Source organism: Stutzerimonas kunmingensis (assembly GCF_900114065.1).
Taxonomy (GTDB): Bacteria; Pseudomonadota; Gammaproteobacteria; order Pseudomonadales; family Pseudomonadaceae; genus Stutzerimonas; species Stutzerimonas kunmingensis.
In genome coordinates this window covers 1-16136 of record NZ_FORS01000001.1, presented here as the reverse complement: position 1 = coordinate 16136, position 16136 = coordinate 1, and the positions used below count along the sequence as shown (strand labels likewise).

At 61.1% G+C, this 16136-nt stretch carries 18 protein-coding genes, 1 tRNA gene and 1 pseudogene; 13 read left to right on the top strand and 7 right to left on the bottom strand.

The annotated features are described in order from the left end of the window. The first annotated feature begins 245 nt into the window (after positions 1-245). Positions 246-758, top strand: coding sequence for a hypothetical protein (locus BM275_RS00100; protein ID WP_090518903.1), 513 nt, complete (start codon positions 246-248; stop codon positions 756-758). Positions 759-770: 12 nt separating this feature from the next. On the opposite strand, the gene BM275_RS00095 is transcribed toward BM275_RS00100, so the two are convergent. Together BM275_RS00095 and BM275_RS00090 are read right to left on the bottom strand one after the other, a co-directional pair. Continuing rightward, complete coding sequence (locus BM275_RS00095) at positions 771-1208, bottom strand: DUF1810 domain-containing protein (RefSeq protein WP_090518902.1); 438 nt, start codon at positions 1206-1208, stop codon at positions 771-773. Positions 1209-1364: 156 nt separating this feature from the next. Further along, a tRNA-Ser gene (locus BM275_RS00090) sits at positions 1365-1454 on the bottom strand. Positions 1455-1660: 206 nt separating this feature from the next. Here BM275_RS00090 and BM275_RS00085 point away from each other — a divergent pair. The 8 genes from BM275_RS00085 to queF all read left to right on the top strand — a co-directional run bounded on the left by BM275_RS00085 (position 1661) and on the right by queF (position 9192). Next, a complete protein-coding gene (locus BM275_RS00085) occupies positions 1661-2947 on the top strand; it encodes an HD-GYP domain-containing protein (protein ID WP_046621120.1) in 1287 nt (428 codons plus the stop codon). A gap of 129 nt (positions 2948-3076) precedes the next feature. Then, entirely contained in the window at positions 3077-3766 is a 690-nt protein-coding gene (locus BM275_RS00080) for a crotonase/enoyl-CoA hydratase family protein (protein WP_090518901.1), read from the top strand. 139 nt (positions 3767-3905) lie between these two features. Continuing rightward, entirely contained in the window at positions 3906-5126 is a 1221-nt protein-coding gene (locus BM275_RS00075; RefSeq protein ID WP_014820044.1) for an aspartate aminotransferase family protein, read from the top strand. A 57-nt stretch (positions 5127-5183) separates the two neighbouring features. Beyond that, positions 5184-5465: a topoisomerase II gene (locus BM275_RS00070; protein WP_090518900.1), complete on the top strand. Its 282-nt coding sequence runs from the start codon at positions 5184-5186 to the stop codon at positions 5463-5465. A 12-nt stretch (positions 5466-5477) separates the two neighbouring features. Then, positions 5478-6470: a succinylglutamate desuccinylase gene (locus BM275_RS00065; protein WP_090518899.1), complete on the top strand. Its 993-nt coding sequence runs from the start codon at positions 5478-5480 to the stop codon at positions 6468-6470. 92 nt (positions 6471-6562) lie between these two features. Beyond that, positions 6563-7492: an ABC transporter ATP-binding protein gene (locus BM275_RS00060; protein WP_090518898.1), complete on the top strand. Its 930-nt coding sequence runs from the start codon at positions 6563-6565 to the stop codon at positions 7490-7492. Further along, positions 7489-8268, top strand: a complete 780-nt coding sequence (locus BM275_RS00055) for an ABC transporter permease (protein ID WP_014820047.1) — start codon at positions 7489-7491, stop codon at positions 8266-8268. Before BM275_RS00060 ends, BM275_RS00055 begins: the two co-directional genes overlap by 4 nt. A gap of 93 nt (positions 8269-8361) precedes the next feature. After that, entirely contained in the window at positions 8362-9192 is an 831-nt protein-coding gene (gene queF / locus BM275_RS00050; protein WP_090518897.1) for an NADPH-dependent 7-cyano-7-deazaguanine reductase QueF, read from the top strand. A gap of 39 nt (positions 9193-9231) precedes the next feature. Here queF and BM275_RS00045 read toward each other — a convergent pair whose 3' ends face one another. Then, complete coding sequence (locus BM275_RS00045; RefSeq protein ID WP_011912816.1) at positions 9232-9498, bottom strand: DUF4404 family protein; 267 nt, start codon at positions 9496-9498, stop codon at positions 9232-9234. 229 nt (positions 9499-9727) lie between these two features. Between BM275_RS00045 and BM275_RS00040 the strand changes: the two genes are divergently transcribed. Then, on the top strand, positions 9728-10429 hold the full coding sequence (locus BM275_RS00040; protein WP_023447141.1) for an MlaA family lipoprotein: 702 nt from the start codon (positions 9728-9730) through the stop codon (positions 10427-10429). Positions 10430-10468: 39 nt separating this feature from the next. On the opposite strand, the gene BM275_RS00035 is transcribed toward BM275_RS00040, so the two are convergent. After that, positions 10469-10768 (bottom strand): PilZ domain-containing protein, encoded by a 300-nt coding sequence (locus BM275_RS00035; RefSeq protein WP_014820049.1) that lies wholly within the window; start codon positions 10766-10768, stop codon positions 10469-10471. Positions 10769-10962: 194 nt separating this feature from the next. Between BM275_RS00035 and rssB the strand changes: the two genes are divergently transcribed. Together rssB and rssC are read left to right on the top strand one after the other, a co-directional pair. Beyond that, positions 10963-12147 (top strand): two-component system response regulator RssB, encoded by a 1185-nt coding sequence (gene rssB, locus BM275_RS00030; RefSeq protein WP_090518896.1) that lies wholly within the window; start codon positions 10963-10965, stop codon positions 12145-12147. Further along, complete coding sequence (gene rssC / locus BM275_RS00025; protein ID WP_003301853.1) at positions 12144-12626, top strand: anti-sigma factor antagonist RssC; 483 nt, start codon at positions 12144-12146, stop codon at positions 12624-12626. The genes rssB and rssC overlap by 4 nt, the downstream gene beginning before the upstream one ends. Here rssC and tal read toward each other — a convergent pair whose 3' ends face one another. Together tal and dusA are read right to left on the bottom strand one after the other, a co-directional pair. Next, positions 12627-13553 (bottom strand): transaldolase, encoded by a 927-nt coding sequence (gene tal / locus BM275_RS00020; RefSeq protein WP_090518895.1) that lies wholly within the window; start codon positions 13551-13553, stop codon positions 12627-12629. A 131-nt stretch (positions 13554-13684) separates the two neighbouring features. Next, a complete protein-coding gene (gene dusA / locus BM275_RS00015; RefSeq protein ID WP_090518894.1) occupies positions 13685-14743 on the bottom strand; it encodes a tRNA dihydrouridine(20/20a) synthase DusA in 1059 nt (352 codons plus the stop codon). A gap of 282 nt (positions 14744-15025) precedes the next feature. On the opposite strand from dusA, the pseudogene BM275_RS00010 reads away from it, so the two are divergent. Next, positions 15026-15799 (top strand): annotated as a pseudogene (locus BM275_RS00010) (cupin domain-containing protein); the annotation flags it as partial. Positions 15800-15801: 2 nt separating this feature from the next. Here BM275_RS00010 and BM275_RS00005 read toward each other — a convergent pair. Next, positions 15802-16136 (bottom strand): integrase core domain-containing protein (locus BM275_RS00005; RefSeq protein ID WP_139229561.1); only part of this gene is annotated, 335 nt, incomplete at its 5' end.

Sequence of the window (16136 nt, the reverse complement as noted above, 5' to 3'; positions counted from 1 at the left end):
CCGAAATTTCTTCTGCTTGAGCATGACATGGCCTTTTATTCTTGTGTGTAGCGATTATCGCCTTGCCGAAGGGCGGAGACGGTACGTGACCGCGGTTTCCAGAATCCGACGCCGGTAAACGAGACGTGCTGGACATTCGCCCAGACTCAAGAGAAAGCAATTTCCGCACCAGCGAACGCTCTAGAGATGGAGCTGGTCGCTTCTTTTGGTTGTCTTCCGTTTTACACCGCATCGGAGGACAGACAATGAACAAGCCGAAGTTACCGCTAGTACTGTTACTCACCGCCATTTCCAGCGCTGCATTGGCGCAGCAGGAGGGCATGACACTGCAGCAGGAGCGTGACCAGATGGGTGCCGATTTGGAAGAAAATCGCCAGCAGATCGGTCGCGATATCAACCGTATCCGTGAGCCGGGCACCACTCGGGAGCAGGCGCCTGGTGTCAACCGAGGGGGCGTGCAGAGTGATGCGTACAACCCCCGACCCAACGTTCCGGGTGCCACGAACCCGCCGACCGGGACCGGTTTGCCGAGTCCGCAGAACAATGTCCGCCAGCCGAACGGTGGCGTGGGCGCGAATCCTGCGCCGGGCACCACCCAGCCGCAGACCGCTCCGGGTGGTGCCAATGGAAACGCCAATCAGGGCGGCGTCACACCGCCGGGTGGAATCGGAACAGGTGGCGGTAACGGTGCAGGCGGAGCCAGCAGCGGCGGTGCGGCCAGCGGCGGCACAACGGGTGGCGCCGCCGGCCAGCGTTGAGTCGGCCGGCGTTCAGCTGGTGTCGCCGCTGCTCAGAAGTCTCAGGGTGGCCGGATCGGGCTGACCGTCAAAGAAGGCTTGCAGCGCCTGCTCGAACCGGGCGGAGTCTGGCGCTACATGGGCGAAGAGGGTCATGCAGGAGTGAAACTTCAGGTCGTCTGGGCTTCCCAGAATCTGCTGTGCGCTGTTGCGGTGATGCCCTAGCATCGCCTCGGTGCAGGCCAGCAGACGTGGTCCCAGCAGCGGGTGCTGCAGATAGGCTTCAGCCTCGGCTCGGCCCGAAATCGCGTAGCGCTGTGCCATGGCGCTGCGGCCAAGCCCCTGCAGCTGCGGAAAGATGAACCACATCCAGTGCGTACGTTTGCGCCCGCTGCGCAGTTCTGCCAGCGCCTGCTGATACTGGAGTTGTTGAGCGTCGACGAAGCGCTGCAGGTGGTAGGGATCGGCCATGGAAGTGATTGCGGCATGAAAAAGGACTGCGAGCAATCTGCAGCAGGCCAGACGGCTCGACAATCGCTGACGGACGTACGGTGCCCTCGGATTGGGGCTCTAGAACGCAAAAACCCCTGACTTCGGGGAAGTCAGGGGTTTTGCTTGAATCGAATATGGCGGTGAGGAAGGGATTCGAACCCTTGATACGATTTCTCGTATACACACTTTCCAGGCGTGCTCCTTCAACCGCTCGGACACCTCACCGGATCGACGGAGGTTCATGTCCGTCGAGGCGCGCTAATGTAATCGAACCCTGTGCCTTTGGCAAAAACTTTTTTAGCTTATTCATGCGCTTAACAAATTCGTCTCGCTCTGGTGACAGGCTGCACGTTCCGCTAGACTCCTGATTGCAGCCTTGGCCGATGCCTGGGTTCTTTTGAATAAGAAGCCGAGCGGAGCTCACCTGTTCCATGAAACTGACAAGCAAGTCAGGTAAGCATATCGATACCTTGCTGGTGCCGACCCGGCGTCGGGTTGCTGTCGCCCGTCTGGAATTGGGTATGTACGTCTGCGAGCTGGATCGGCCGTGGAATGAAACGAACTTTGCGTTCCAGGGTTTTCCGCTGCTGAAGCCCGCCGAGATACGCGCGCTACGCAACTGTTGCGAGTATGTCTATGTCGACGATACGCGCAGAGTTCGCTTGCAGCACGATACGCCGGTTCCGGTCGTCGGGCCGCGTGTTCGCAAGCCGATAGAGCGACCGCATCACGCGCTTTCGACCGAGGTGGAAGAGGCCCGCGCAGCCTATCTGGATGGCTCCCGCCTGATCGAACAGGTACTGGCCGACGTGCAGCATGGACGAGTGATCGACACCCGCGCATGCCATGGCGCCGTCAAGCGCAACCTGGCCAGCATGCTGCGCAATGAAAGCGCCATGCTCTGGCTGGTCCGGCTGAAGAACAAGGATCTCTACACCAGCCTGCACTGCTTGTCGGTGTCGATCATGGCGATGGGCTTTGGCAATCATCTCGGCCTGCAGGACGACAAACTCCAGCTGCTGGGCATGGCGGGGTTGCTGCATGACGTCGGCAAGATGCGCATTGATCCGGAGATTCTCAACAAGCCCGGAAAGCTCACCGCGCAGGAGTTCGAGGTGATCAAGCGGCATCCGGTCTTCGGCCTGGAAGCGCTGCGAGCGCAACCCGGTATTCCGGAAGCTGCACTGCACGCCGCGTATGGCCATCACGAGCGACTCGATGGCACTGGATATCCGCTGGGTTCGGGGCCGGCGCAGATTTCCTACATGACGCGCATCATCACCATTGTCGACGCTTTCGACGCCATTACCAGCCACCGGGCCTACGATTGCGCGCGACCGGTGCAATCGGCCTTCGAGATCCTGCGCAGCGCCAGCGGCAGGCAGTTCGACGAGGACCTGGTGAGCGAATTCATCCGCTGGCTGGGAGCCTTCCCGGTGGGTACGCTCGTCGAGTTGCACACCGGCGAGGTCGCCGTGGTAGTGGAAAAACATCGGCAATACCAACTCCGCCCCCGTGTCGTGGTGTTGCGCGATGCCGCCAAGCAACGCTGCACGCCGCGTTATCTGGATCTGGCGCAGATCACCGTGGACGAGGAGGGTGCGCCTTACCGGATATCCGTCGGTCTGCCGGATGGCTCTTTCGGGCTTCATCTCGCCGACCCCGAGCTACAGGCCATCCTGCACCCCGAGACACTGGCCGACTTCGAATCAAGCTGATCCTTCTGTACAGATACGTTTCGGTGCGGCTTTGACGCCTCTGGCGTGACCGGCCGGTCGGTCATCGCGCTTTACCTGAGCCTGAGCGCTGGGTAACGTCTGCCCACTTTAAAAACAAGGAATCTCGTCATGAGTGAGCTGGTCTCCTACCAATTCGAAGACGGCGTTGCCACGCTGACGCTGTGCAATGGCAAGGTCAACGCCCTTTCGCCTGCCGTGTTCGAGGCGCTCAACGCCGCGCTGGATCGCGCCGAGCAGGACCGTGCCGTCGTGATTCTCACCGGGCAGCCAGGCATCCTGTCCGGCGGCTACGATCTGAAGGTCATGACGTCGAGTCCGCAGAACGCCATGACGCTGGTCGCTACCGGTTCAACCTTCTCCCGCCGGATGCTGGCACACCCGTTCCCGATCATCGTGGCGTGCCCAGGGCATGCGATCGCCAAAGGCGCCTTCCTGCTGTTGTCCGCCGATTACCGCATTGGTGTCGAAGGGCCATTCCATATAGGCCTCAATGAGGTGCAGATCGGCATGACCATGCACCATGCAGGCATCGAGTTGGCGCGTGACCGTTTGCGCAAGTCAGCCTTCCATCGCTCGGTGATCAACGGCGAGATGTTCGATCCGATTGGCGCGGTGGATGCCGGTTTTCTCGACAAGGTGGTGCCGACCGGTGAGCTGCTGGCAGTCGCCAAAGCCGCGGCCGAGCAGCTGAAGAAGATCAACATGGTGGCGCACAAGAACACCAAGCTCAAAGTGCGCAAGGCGCTGCTGGAAACCCTGGACCAAGCGATCGCGCTGGACCAGCAGCACTTCGGCTGAAAGAGCGCGCGGAGCGCAAGAGAATTTCTTCTCGAGTGCGCACGAGGGCCAGCCCTGCGTTTACACTGCGCGAGTGACGCCCCGCCGATGGCGGGGCGTTTTCATTTCTCATTCCGTGTCGCCTTGCAGGAGAGCCCCGATGTCCGCCCCGCACACCCCGGTAGAACGCGCCGATTTCGACCAGGTCATTGTTCCCACCTTCGCCCCAGCAGCCTTCGTACCGGTACGTGGCCTGGGTTCGCGAGTATGGGATCAGAGCGGGCGAGAACTGGTGGACTTCGCTGGCGGCATCGCGGTCAACGCACTGGGCCATGCGCATCCGGCGATGGTCGCGGCGCTGACCGAGCAGGCTGGCAAGCTCTGGCACATTTCCAACATCTATACCAACGAGCCGGCGCTGCGCCTGGCGAAGAAGCTGACGGCAGCGACCTTCGCCGACCGCGCGTTCTTCTGCAATTCCGGCGCGGAAGCCAACGAGGCGGCGTTCAAGCTGGCCCGTCGTTATGCCCATGACGTCTACGGGCCGCAGAAATTCGAGATTATCTCGGCGCTCAACAGCTTCCACGGCCGCACCCTGTTCACCGTCACGGTAGGTGGGCAGTCGAAGTATTCCGACGGTTTCGGGCCGAAGATCGAAGGGATTACCCATGTACCCTTCAACGATCTCGACGCCCTGAAAGCGGCGATCTCCGACAAGACCTGCGCGGTAGTGCTGGAGCCGATCCAGGGCGAAAGCGGCATCCTGCCGGGCGATCAGGCCTATCTGGAAGGCGCGCGCCAGCTGTGCAACGAGCACAACGCGCTGCTCATCTTCGATGAGGTGCAGACCGGCCTCGGCCGTACCGGCGAGCTGTTCGCCTACATGCACTACGGCGTTACGCCGGACATCCTGACCAACGCCAAGAGCCTGGGCGGCGGCTTCCCGATCGGCGCGATGCTGACCACCAACGAGATCGCCGCGCACCTGAGCGTCGGCACCCACGGCACCACTTATGGCGGCAATCCGCTGGCCTGCGCAGTTGCCGAGACGGTGCTGGATATCGTCAATACGCCTGAGGTGCTCGAAGGCGTCAAGGCGCGACACGAGCGTTTCAAGGCGCGCCTGATGCAGATCGGTGAGCGCTATGGCGTGTTCAGCCTGGTGCGTGGCCGTGGCCTGCTGATCGGCTGTGTGCTGAGCGAGGCCTGGAAGGGTAAGGCCGGTGCCTTCTGCGCGGCCGCGGAGAAGCAAGCTCTCATGGTGCTGCAGGCCGGCCCCGACGTGGTGCGCCTGGCGCCGAGCCTGGTCATCGACGAAGCTGATATCGACGAAGGACTGGATCGCCTCGAGCGCGCCGTCGCGACGCTGACCCAGGCCTGACCGTTCCCCATGCGCGGCGCCGCGGGCGTCGCGCGTTCTACTAGCGAGAGCAATTCAATGAGCGATAGCCTGCAACTGGTTCTGGAAGATGTCGACGGAACCCAGCTGGAAACTTCCTGCACCCGTTTTGCCGTGATTTGGCAGGGCCGCGAGGTCTGGATTCAGCAGGTCGGCAACGGTCAGCTGATGATCGGTGTGGACGTCGAGAACGGCGACACCGAGTACGCCAATCTGGTGCTGCGCCCGTTGGCGACCAACCTGGTCAGCCTGCAGCTGGAAATGGAGCCGGTCGAGGCCGATGACGACGAGCACGTCCACGGCCCTGACTGCAATCACTGACGGCAGACCAGCATGCTCGCCATCGGCAAGCTGCTGGAACTGACCCTCGCCGGGCGCGAGCCCTGCGAGAAAGTCCAGCTCACCCCGCGCGGGGTGAAGCTGCACTGGCTGGCCGAGGGCGCGCTGCTGGTATCGCCGCCGAGCGGCCAGGATCAAGGCGGCGATCTGGTCCTGTCGGCCGGCATACACGGCAATGAACTCATCCCCATACATGTCCTGGATCGCCTGATCCGTGCGCTCGCACGGGGCGATGTGCAGCCCCGTGCGCGACTGTTGCTGCTGTTCGCCAATCCTGCAGCGATGCGTCGCATGGTTCGGTACATCGAACATGACCTTAACCGTCTCTTTCTCGGTGCCCATGCTGATGTATGGGGCGGCGAAGCCATTCGTGCGTCAGAGCTTGAGGCATTGGTCGGAGGTTTCTTCAGCGTGTCCGGACGCCAGCGCCGGCACTATGACCTGCACTCAGCGATGCGCCCGTCGCGTCTCGCCCAGTTTGCGATCTGCCCTTGGCGCGAGGGAGGGGGCGCACAACCCAATGCGTTGGCCCGACTGCATGCTCTGGCAATCGACGGAGTCCTGTTGCAGCGCCAGCCCAGCTCTACCTTCAGTGCCATGACCGCCACGCTTCATGGCGCCGAGGCGTTTACCTTGGAGCTTGCCGAAGGCAAGGACGAGGCACTGCCGCCGGCAGTGCTGCAGTTCGAGCAGGGGCTGATCGCAATGATCGAGGGGCGCGAGTTGCCTGCGGGTGCAGAGGCGCAACCGCAGCTGCTGAGTATTTCTCGAGAGATCATCAAGCGCAGCTCGCGGTTTCGGCTGTGTCTACCCGCTGACATCGAGAACTTTGCGCCATTGCCGCTTGGCAGCCTGCTTGCCGAGGACGACGGCATGCGCTGGGTGGTCGATGAGCCGGACGCGCGCATTCTTTTCCCCATGGCCGATGTTGCCGAAGGACAGCGTGCTGCATTGATCGTTGTGCCATTGGAGCAGTCCGACACGTAGCACTGAGGCGCTCGCTCCGGAAATGGGCGGTTGCAATCGGTCACTTGCGCCCTTATCTAGCTTCACTCCCTTCGCGTTGTGTGCACCTTCTTATGAGTACTGCTCTGTCCATCCGGCAGTTGACCAAGACCTACGGCAACGGCTTCCAGGCCCTCAAGGGTATCGACCTGGACGTGGCCGAAGGCGACTTCTTCGCCTTGCTCGGGCCCAATGGCGCCGGCAAATCCACCACCATCGGCATCCTCTCCACCCTGGTGAACAAGAGCGGCGGCACGGTCAATGTGTTCGGCCATGACCTGGATCGCGACCCGTCCGGGCTCAAGCGTTGCCTGGGCGTGGTGCCGCAGGAATTCAACTTTAACCAGTTCGAGAAGGCCTTCGACATCCTGGTCACCCAGGCCGGCTACTACGGCATCCCGGCAAAGATTGCCAAGGAGCGCGCGGAGCGCTATCTCAACCAGCTGGGGTTGTGGGACAAGCGTGATGTTTCCTCGCGGATGCTCTCCGGCGGCATGAAGCGCCGCCTGATGATCGCGCGGGCGCTGATCCATCAACCGCGGCTGTTGATTCTCGACGAGCCCACCGCGGGTGTGGATATCGAGCTACGCCGCTCGATGTGGTCGTTCCTCACCGAGCTCAATCGTGAAGGCATCACCATCATCCTCACCACCCACTATCTGGAGGAGGCCGAACAGCTGTGCCGCAACATCGGCATCATCGACCATGGCCAGATCGTCAAGAACACCAGCATGCGCGAGCTGCTCTCGCAGCTGCACGTGGAAACCTTTCTGCTGGACCTCAAGGAGTCGCAACTGGTCGCGCCGGAGCTGGACAGCTATCCGGCGCAGTTGATCGATCATCACACCCTCGAGGTGCAGGTGGAGAAGAGTCAGGGCGTGACCGAACTGTTCCGTCTACTCAGCGCTCAGGGCATCGAGGTGCTGAGTCTGCGCAACAAGACCAACCGACTGGAGGAGCTGTTCGTGTCGCTGGTGGAGAACAACCTGAAGGTGAAGTCATGAGCGGCGAACTGCGTCCCAACCTGGTCGCGCTGCAGACCATCGTCCAGCGCGAGATCCGTCGCTATACACGCATCTGGCCGCAGACGCTGCTGCCCCCGGCGATCACCATGGTGCTGTACTTCGTCATCTTCGGCAGCCTGATCGGCGCGCGGATCGGCGACATGGACGGCTTCAGCTACATGGACTACATCGTGCCGGGGCTGATCATGATGTCGGTGATCACCAACTCCTACAGCAACGTGGTGTCGAGCTTCTTCAGCACCAAGTTCCAGCGCTCCATCGAGGAGCTGCTGGTCTCGCCGGTGTCGCCGCATGTGATCGTCATTGGTTTTGCCCTGGGTGGTATCACCCGCGGGCTGGCGGTTGCGGTAATCGTCACGCTGCTGTCGATGTTCTTCACCGATCTGCAGGTGCACCACCTGGGCGTGACCGTGCTGGTGATCACCCTGACGGCGAGTATCTTCGCCCTAGGGGGCTTCATCAACGCGGTGTTCGCGCGCAACTTCGATGATATCTCGATCATCCCGACCTTCGTGCTGACGCCGTTGACCTACCTGGGCGGGGTGTTCTACTCAATCAACCTGCTGTCGCCGTTCTGGCAGACGCTGTCGCTGGCCAACCCGGTGCTGCACATGGTCAACGCTTTCCGTTACGGCATCCTCGGCGTATCCGATATCCGCATCGGTGTAGCGATCAGCTTCATGCTGGTGGCGGTGGCGGCGCTCTATCTGGTCTCCGTCGGACTGCTCAAGAGTGGACGCGGGATGCGCCAATAGACCGCCGACCGTTCGGCGGCTACGTCGATGCCGCTGAAAAGAACGCCGCGAAACGCTAAACTTCGCAGCGTTTCTCGTTCAGGTCCATTTCCCATGCAGCATCCCGCCGAACATTCCCCGCTGGGCAAGTCCAGTGACTACGTCGCCACCTACAGCCCACATCTGCTGTTCCCGATTCCGCGCGCGCCGAAGTGGGCCGAGCTTGGTCTCACCGCCGAGACGCTGCCCTACCAGGGCGTGGATCTTTGGAATTGCTACGAACTGTCATGGTTGCTGCCTTCCGGCAAGCCGGTGGTGGCGATCGGTGAATTCGAGATTCCGGCGGACTCGCCGAGCATCATCGAATCCAAGTCGTTCAAGCTCTATCTGAACTCGCTGAACCAGTCGGTGTTCGAGTCGCGGGAAGCGCTGGCCGAGGTGATGAGCAGCGATCTTTCCGCGGCAGCCGGCAAGCCGGTGAAGGTGCGCCTGCGCACACTGGATGAGGTGGCGGCCGAGGGTGTTGCGACGCTGCCGGGGCGCTGCGTCGACGATCTGGACGTGACCATCGAGCATTACGACCATCCTCAAGCGGGACTGTTGGCCTGTGATGCCGGGCATATGGTCGAGGAGTCGCTGCACAGCCACTTGCTCAAGTCCAACTGTCCGGTGACCGGTCAGCCGGACTGGGGCAGCGTAGTCGTCGAGTACCGCGGCGCGGCGTTGCAGGCGGAGAGCCTGTTGGCCTATCTGGTGAGCTTCCGTCAGCATGCCGACTTTCACGAGCAATGCGTGGAGCGCATCTTTCTCGATCTGCAGCGTTTGCTGCAGCCGGAGAAGCTGACCGTCTACGCGCGTTACGTGCGCCGTGGCGGGCTGGACATCAATCCGTACCGCAGTACCGAGGCGATGGTCGTGGACAATCGCCGTCTGGTGCGCCAGTAACGCAGCGAGTCAGGGTCGCAGCGCGACCCGTGACCTGCTTCAGATGCCCATGTTGGCCAGGGTCTGCATGATGTTGCGCAGCGTCATGGCCATGCTTGGGTGGCTGACCTCGAAGCGCTCGACGGCCAGGTTGACGCCATCCACCAGCGAGTCGTTGTGGTCGGTGCTGCCCTGCGTCGCCAGGCGAACTTCGATGTCCTGGGCGATCGCTTGCAGCGAAGCCCGCTCCTCATCGGTCAGCGGCGTGTCCTGGGCCAGTTGATAACGCAGTTCTTCGAGCTGCGACTGCAGATCATGTTCCGGCATTTTGCTTCCCTCTCATGGGTTTACGGGCGGCGTGTAATGAACGTCGATAGCTGAAGGTTAAACCAGCGGCCAGGCCTTGTCTGTGCCTTTACCGGCGCTGGCGCAAGCTCCGGACTGTGCCACGAAAGCCGAACATCCGGCTGACTGCCGAAAACAGGATGTTCACTCTATACTGCGCGGTCTGCGTCGGTGCGCCGCATGCACCAAATACCTAAGGGAGAGAAAAGTGATGCCCAAGATCGCTACGGCCTGGATCGCCGTGCTCAAGGCCAGTTTCGTCGCTACGATCGCCACGCTTGGCGCAGCGCCTGCGTTAGCGGCCGAAGAAGATCCGTGGGAAGGCGTCAACCGCGCGGTGTTTCGTTTCAATGACACCGTTGACACCTACACCCTCAAGCCCTTGGCACAGGGCTACCAGAAAGTAACGCCGAGCTTCCTCGAGGACGGCATTGGCAATGTGTTCAGTAATCTCGGTGATGTGGTGGTGCTGACCAACGACCTGCTGCAGGGCAAGGTCCGCGATGCCGGCATCGACACCAGTCGCATCCTGTTCAATACCACATTCGGCGTGCTCGGTTTCTTCGACGTTGCCACCCGTATGGGGCTGCACAAGAACGATGAGGACTTCGGCCAGACGCTGGGTGCCTGGGGGCTGGGAAGTGGGCCATATGTCGTGCTGCCGCTGCTTGGGCCAAGCACGGTGCGTGATGCCGTCGGCCGGGTGCCGGATTCCTTCCTCGAACCGTATCCGCACATGGATCATGTGCCGACCCGCAACGTGACGCGGGGTGTGGACCTGATCGATACGCGCGCAGGACTGCTGTCAGCCGAGAAGATGATTCAGGGTGATCGCTACATCTTCGTACGCAACGCCTACCTTCAGAATCGCGAATTCCGGGTCAAGGACGGGGAAGTCGAAGACGACTTCTGAAGCCTGGCCGCATTTGCTGCGGCCATCGCTGGAGCAGGGTCAGGACATCGAGAGGATTGCCAGACCCAGGCTCTGCCGGCCATCGTCGAGCTGGCTGACGCGTACGACTTCTGTCTGAGCATCCAGCCCTTTCAGTTCGCTGTGCTCGGATGGAATGAGTACGCGGACCTTGTCGCCCATGCGTAGTTGGGCGCTGGCCAGAACCTGCATGCCGGTACTGGAGAGGTCGATACAGGTGCCGCTCAGTTTTGTATCGCCATGTTCCAGCGCAACGGTGGTTTCGATCTGCATTCGGATGAAATCGCGTTTTTCACTGTAATCGCGGTCTTTCTGGCTCATGGTTTCAACCTTTTATATATGGCTCGCGGCATTCTTATAGCTCCCCTCAATTCGACCTGTAAAGGCGCCAGCCGGTCGGCTTGAAACCCCGATCGTATGGGAGTACCGTCTGCGCCTTGAAACGAACCCAAGCCCGGCGTCATGCGGGGCCAATGTTTTCGCCAATCATCCTGGCGACCCCGCCTGGTAGGAACATGCATAAACCAAGCGCGACGCTGCTGATCATAGATGACGACGATGTGGTTCGAGCCAGTCTGGCTGCCTATCTGGATGACAGTGGTTTTCGTGTCTTGCAGGCCGGCAATGGCCCGCAGGGCATGGAGCTCTTCGAGTCGGAGCAGCCCGATCTGGTGATCTGCGATCTGCGCATGCCGCAGATGGATGGCCTTGAGCTGATCCGTCAGATCAGTGAGCGCCAGCTCGACCTCCCAGTGATCGTGGTTTCCGGTGCCGGCGTGATGAGCGACGCGGTGGAGGCCCTGCGCTTGGGCGCTGCCGACTACCTGATCAAGCCACTCGAAGACCTGGCGATGCTCGAGCACTCGGTACGCCGGGCGTTGGACCGTTCTCGTCTGCGGCTGGAAAATCGCCGCTATCGTGAACAGCTGGAGACGGCCAATCGTGATCTGCAAGCGAGCCTGCACCTGCTGCAGGAAGACCAGGACGCCGGTCGCCAAGTGCAGATGAACATGCTGCCGGTGACGCCCTGGAGCGTCGATGGCTTCGATTTCGCCCACCAGATCATCCCTTCGCTGTACCTGTCCGGTGACTTCGTCGACTATTTCCGCGTGGATGAGCGGCGCATCGGTTTCTACCTGGCCGATGTTTCCGGCCATGGTGCCTCCTCGGCGTTCGTGACCGTGCTGCTCAAGTTCATGACGACCCGACTGCTGTACGAGTCGCGCCGTAGCGGCACGCTGCGCGAGTTCAAACCGTCGGAAGTGCTAGATCACATCAACCGCGGGCTGATCAATTGCAAGCTGGGCAAGCACGTGACCATGCTGGGCGGCGTTATCGATCAGGAGCATGACGTGCTGCACTACAGCATTGGCGGTCATCTGCCTATGCCGGTGCTGTACACGGGAGAGGGCGCGCACTATCTCGAAGGGCGTGGGTTGCCGGTCGGGTTGTTCGTCGAGGCGACCTATCAGAATTTCGAGCTGAAGCTGCCCGAGACGTTCAGCTTGACCTTGCTCTCCGACGGCATTCTGGACCTTTTGCCCGGCGACACACTCAAAGAAAAAGAGTCCGCGCTGCCCGGTCTGATTACCGATGCTGGTGGCACGCTGGATGGATTACGTCGAGTCTTCGGGTTGGCCGAGCTGGCTGACATGCCCGACGATATCGCCTTGCTGGTGTTGAGCAGGAACCTTGCATGAGTACTGGTAGAATCCAGTTCGCCGAGATGGATGGCACCTTTGTTCTGAAGTTCATAGGTGAAATCCGTTTGACGCTCTGTTCGGCGCTGGATGCAACGATCGAGAAGATCTTCTCGTCGCGCAATTTTTCTTCGATTGTCATTGATCTGACCGAAAGCCGAAGCATTGACAGCACCACCTTGGGCCTGTTGGCCAAGCTGTCGATACTGTCGCGGCAGAAGGTGGGTATGTTACCGACGCTGGTCACCACCCACCCGGACATCACCCGGCTGTTGCAGTCTATGGGCTTCGATCAGGTGTTCAACATCGTCGATACACCGTTGCCTTGCCCGGAATGCCTGGCCGATCTGCCATCGCAGGATCAATCCGAAGAGGTGGTGAAGGCCAAGGTGCTCGAGGCTCACCGCATCCTGATGAGCCTCAATGAATCCAACCGCGAGGCCTTCCATGACCTCGTCACCGCCTTGGAGCGGTCCTGATCAGGCCAGCTTGGCCAGCAGGGCTTCGAGTTTCTCCTGGTCCCGCGCGAACTGACGGATGCCTTCGGCAAGCTTTTCGGTCGCCATCGCATCCTCGTTCAGGCCCCAGCGGAAGCTCTTTTCATCCAGACTGATACGCGCTTCTGACTCGCGGCCGGGCTGCAGTTTGCGTTCCAGCGCGCCGCTGGCTGCGGCCAGGTCGCCGAGCAGTTCCGGGCTGATGGTCAACCGGTCGCAACCGGCCAGTGCCTCGATCTGTCCGACATTGCGGAAGCTCGCGCCCATCACTACCGTCTTGTATCCGTGAGCCTTGTAGTAGTCGTAGATGCGGCTGACCGACTGCACGCCCGGATCTTCCGCGCCTTGGTAGTCACGACCTTCGTGCTTCTTGTACCAGTCATAGATGCGGCCAACGAACGGTGAAATCAGGAACACACCGGCCTCGGCGCATGCCACGGCCTGGGTGAAGGTGAACAGCAGGGTAAGGTTGGTCTGGATGCCGGCTTTCTCCAGCTGTTCGGCTGCGCGGATGCCTTCCCAGGTCGAAGCGATCTTGATCAGAACGCGCTCGCGGCTGATGCCAGCCTGCTCGTAAAGGCCGATCAGGCGCTCACCGCGCTGGACCATGGCTTGAGTGTCGAAAGACAATCGCGCGTCGACCTCGGTGGAGATGCGCCCGGGGATCAGTTCCAGAATCTGCTTGCCTACCGCGACGGCGAACAGGTCGCACGCCAGACCGATATCGCCGTGGCACTGCTTCATCGCGTTCGCCAGGTCATCGGCATAACGCGGCATAGCCGCTGCTTTGAGCAGCAGTGAAGGATTGGTGGTGGCGTCCACCGGTTTCAGGCGAGCAATGGCGTCGATGTCGCCTGTATCGGCGACGACAGTGGTGAACTGCTTGAGTTGTTCCAGCTTGGAAGTCATGTAAGAGGGGCTCCGTCCTGTGAGTGGCATGACCTTACCCGAGCCAGTCAGCCCGCTCAACGAGCGGGTGGACCCGGATGCGCCTGGCCTTTGATTCAGATGCCGGGGTTGCGTTCCTTGAACGTGGAGCGTCAGTGCCCTTCGAGCAGCGCCACCGCCTGATCGAGCAGCGCAAGGGGGTTGCTCGTCTTGTGGATGTCCACCGAGAGCAGCTGGCGGAAGCGCCGCGCGCCGGGAAAGCCCTGGCCCAAACCGAGCACATGACGGGTGATGTGATGCATCGCGCCACCGTCGCTCAAGTGGCGCTCAATGTAGGGTCGCATATTGCGTAGTGCCTGTGCCCGGCTGATCACCGGCGCTTCGCTACCGAACAGCTCCCGGTCGACGCGGGCCAGCAGATAGGGGTTGTGGTAGGCCTCGCGCCCTAGCATGACGCCATCGAAGGTTTGCAGGTGCGCGCGACACTCGTCCAGCGTCTTGATGCCGCCGTTCAGGATGATCTCGAGGTCCGGGAAGTCCTTTTTCAGCTGCGCGGCGATGTCGTAACGCAATGGCGGCACCTCACGGTTCTGCTTCGGTGACAGCCCTTCGAGGATTGCTATGCGCGCGTGCACGGTGAAACTGCGGCATCCGACGTCGCGAACCTGACCGACGAAATCGCACAGCTCGGCATAGCTGTCGCGTCCATTGATACCGATGCGATGCTTGACGGTGACCTCGATATCCACTGCATCGCGCATTGCCTTTACGCAATCGGCTACCAGTGACGGGTGGCCCATCAGGCAGGCGCCGATCATGTTGTTCTGCACCCGATCGCTGGGGCAGCCGACGTTGAGGTTAACCTCGTCATAACCCGCGGCTTCGGCAAGCTTGGCGCAGGCTGCCAGATCGCTCGGCACGCTGCCGCCGAGCTGCAGCGCCAGCGGGTGTTCACACTCGTCGTGGCCCAAGAAGCGCGAGGCGTCGCCATGCAGCAGCGCGCCGGTCGTCACCATCTCGGTGTAGAGCAGGGTGTGCTGCGAAAACTGCCGGGCAAAGTAGCGAAAGCGGCGGTCCGTCCAGTCCATCATGGGTGCGACGGAGAACTTTCTACTTGCAACAGACTGATTCGAACGAGGACTTTGCACTATCGGGCCGGATAACTTGGAGAGTCGGTGCAGGCGCACACGAGCGGTAAATGGGGGCGGCATTATACAGGATGCTGCCCATGGGCCAGCGCCCGGCTTGCAAGCCTCTCGTCCGGTCCGGATCAGTGGCGGCTGCCTTTTCCAGGTGCCCGTCTTGCGGTCCAGCCAAAAACCGTGCGGTCACCGAACGACGGGGTGTCGTTCGTTGGTCGAATCTCCTATGCTCGAACGAAGCGATAGTCTTGACGCAGATCAAGCCTGAGCATGCATGTGCGTGGCAGGAATCGCCGCCGGCGTCGTTGACGATGGACCGGCCGACTATAAGAACAATGCGAGTGTCTGGTGATGGAACGACTGCTGAACGAAAAAAGCAGGATCTTCGAGCATGCCGATCCGCATGCCGTTTCGGACTACGTCAATCAGCACGTGGGGGCGCACTGCATTCGTCTGCCGCGCACGGGCAGCCCGCAGGCGAGCCTGAGCCACTGCAAGTTCGGCAAACTCGACCTCTGCCAGATCCGTTATGGCGGCAGCGTTCACGTCACTTCGCCGGCGCTCGAGACCATCTACCACCTGCAGCTGCTGCAGCGCGGCCATTGCCTGTGGCGCGGCCGGGGCCAGGAGCACTATTTCACCCCCGGCGAGCTGCTGCTGATCAATCCGGACGATCCGGTCGACCTGACCTATTCGGATGACTGTGAGAAGCTCATCGTCAAACTGCCGGCTTCCTTTTTGGAGAAGGCCTGTAGCGAGAACCAGTGGCAGGCTCCGGCGGAGGGGATTCGCTTCGGCAGCAACCGTCACGCGCTTAGTGAACTCGATGGGTTTGGCAGCCTGCTTGGGTTGATCTGCCAAGAGGCGGGCTCTGAGCAGAGCATTCCGCAGATTCAGGAACAGTACAGCCGGATCATCGCCAGCAAGCTGCTTTGCAGTTTGGCCAGCAACATCCGCCGCGATCCGTTTGGTGACAGTTGCCCGTCCTTCGGGCGGATTGCTGACTATATAGATGAGCATCTTAAGCGGGACATATCCGTCGAACAGCTGGCCGAGCTGGCCAACATGAGCCTGCGCTCGCTCTATCTGTTGTTCGAACGCAAGGTCGGCACCACGCCGTGTAGTGGTCAACCCATCCCGGACAGTGGGTTAAGTTTTTCTTCGGCCACCGCAGGCGGTAGCCCATCGTTGAATTGATGCGGCCTGATCCAGTTGTAGCGGTGCATCAGGTAATGACTGATGTCCCGTTGGGCCTCCTGAGCTGTCAGGTAACCGGTCGGTGGAATCCACTCCGATTTCAAACTGCGGAACAATCGCTCCATCGGCGAGTTATCCCAGCAGTTGCCCCGGCGGCTCATGCTCTGTTCCATCCGATATCGCCACAACCGTTGCCGAAACAGGCGGCTAGCGTATTGGCTGCCCTGATCGGAATGAAACAGTACCTGCTGCGGTTTGCCACGCT

Bases quoted from the DNA above. Each gene is read 5' to 3' on its own strand.
- BM275_RS00100 (WP_090518903.1), top strand. From the start codon at position 246: ATGAACAAGCCGAAGTTACCGCTAGTACTGTTACTCACCGCCATTTCC.
- BM275_RS00095 (WP_090518902.1), bottom strand. From the start codon at position 1,208: ATGGCCGATCCCTACCACCTGCAGCGCTTCGTCGACGCTCAACAACTC.
- BM275_RS00085 (WP_046621120.1), top strand. From the start codon at position 1,661: ATGAAACTGACAAGCAAGTCAGGTAAGCATATCGATACCTTGCTGGTG.
- BM275_RS00080 (WP_090518901.1), top strand. From the start codon at position 3,077: ATGAGTGAGCTGGTCTCCTACCAATTCGAAGACGGCGTTGCCACGCTG.
- BM275_RS00075 (WP_014820044.1), top strand. From the start codon at position 3,906: ATGTCCGCCCCGCACACCCCGGTAGAACGCGCCGATTTCGACCAGGTC.
- BM275_RS00070 (WP_090518900.1), top strand. From the start codon at position 5,184: ATGAGCGATAGCCTGCAACTGGTTCTGGAAGATGTCGACGGAACCCAG.
- BM275_RS00065 (WP_090518899.1), top strand. From the start codon at position 5,478: ATGCTCGCCATCGGCAAGCTGCTGGAACTGACCCTCGCCGGGCGCGAG.
- BM275_RS00060 (WP_090518898.1), top strand. From the start codon at position 6,563: ATGAGTACTGCTCTGTCCATCCGGCAGTTGACCAAGACCTACGGCAAC.
- BM275_RS00055 (WP_014820047.1), top strand. From the start codon at position 7,489: ATGAGCGGCGAACTGCGTCCCAACCTGGTCGCGCTGCAGACCATCGTC.
- queF (WP_090518897.1), top strand. From the start codon at position 8,362: ATGCAGCATCCCGCCGAACATTCCCCGCTGGGCAAGTCCAGTGACTAC.
- BM275_RS00045 (WP_011912816.1), bottom strand. From the start codon at position 9,498: ATGCCGGAACATGATCTGCAGTCGCAGCTCGAAGAACTGCGTTATCAA.
- BM275_RS00040 (WP_023447141.1), top strand. From the start codon at position 9,728: ATGCCCAAGATCGCTACGGCCTGGATCGCCGTGCTCAAGGCCAGTTTC.
- BM275_RS00035 (WP_014820049.1), bottom strand. From the start codon at position 10,768: ATGAGCCAGAAAGACCGCGATTACAGTGAAAAACGCGATTTCATCCGA.
- rssB (WP_090518896.1), top strand. From the start codon at position 10,963: ATGCATAAACCAAGCGCGACGCTGCTGATCATAGATGACGACGATGTG.
- rssC (WP_003301853.1), top strand. From the start codon at position 12,144: ATGAGTACTGGTAGAATCCAGTTCGCCGAGATGGATGGCACCTTTGTT.
- tal (WP_090518895.1), bottom strand. From the start codon at position 13,553: ATGACTTCCAAGCTGGAACAACTCAAGCAGTTCACCACTGTCGTCGCC.
- dusA (WP_090518894.1), bottom strand. From the start codon at position 14,743: ATGCCGCCCCCATTTACCGCTCGTGTGCGCCTGCACCGACTCTCCAAG.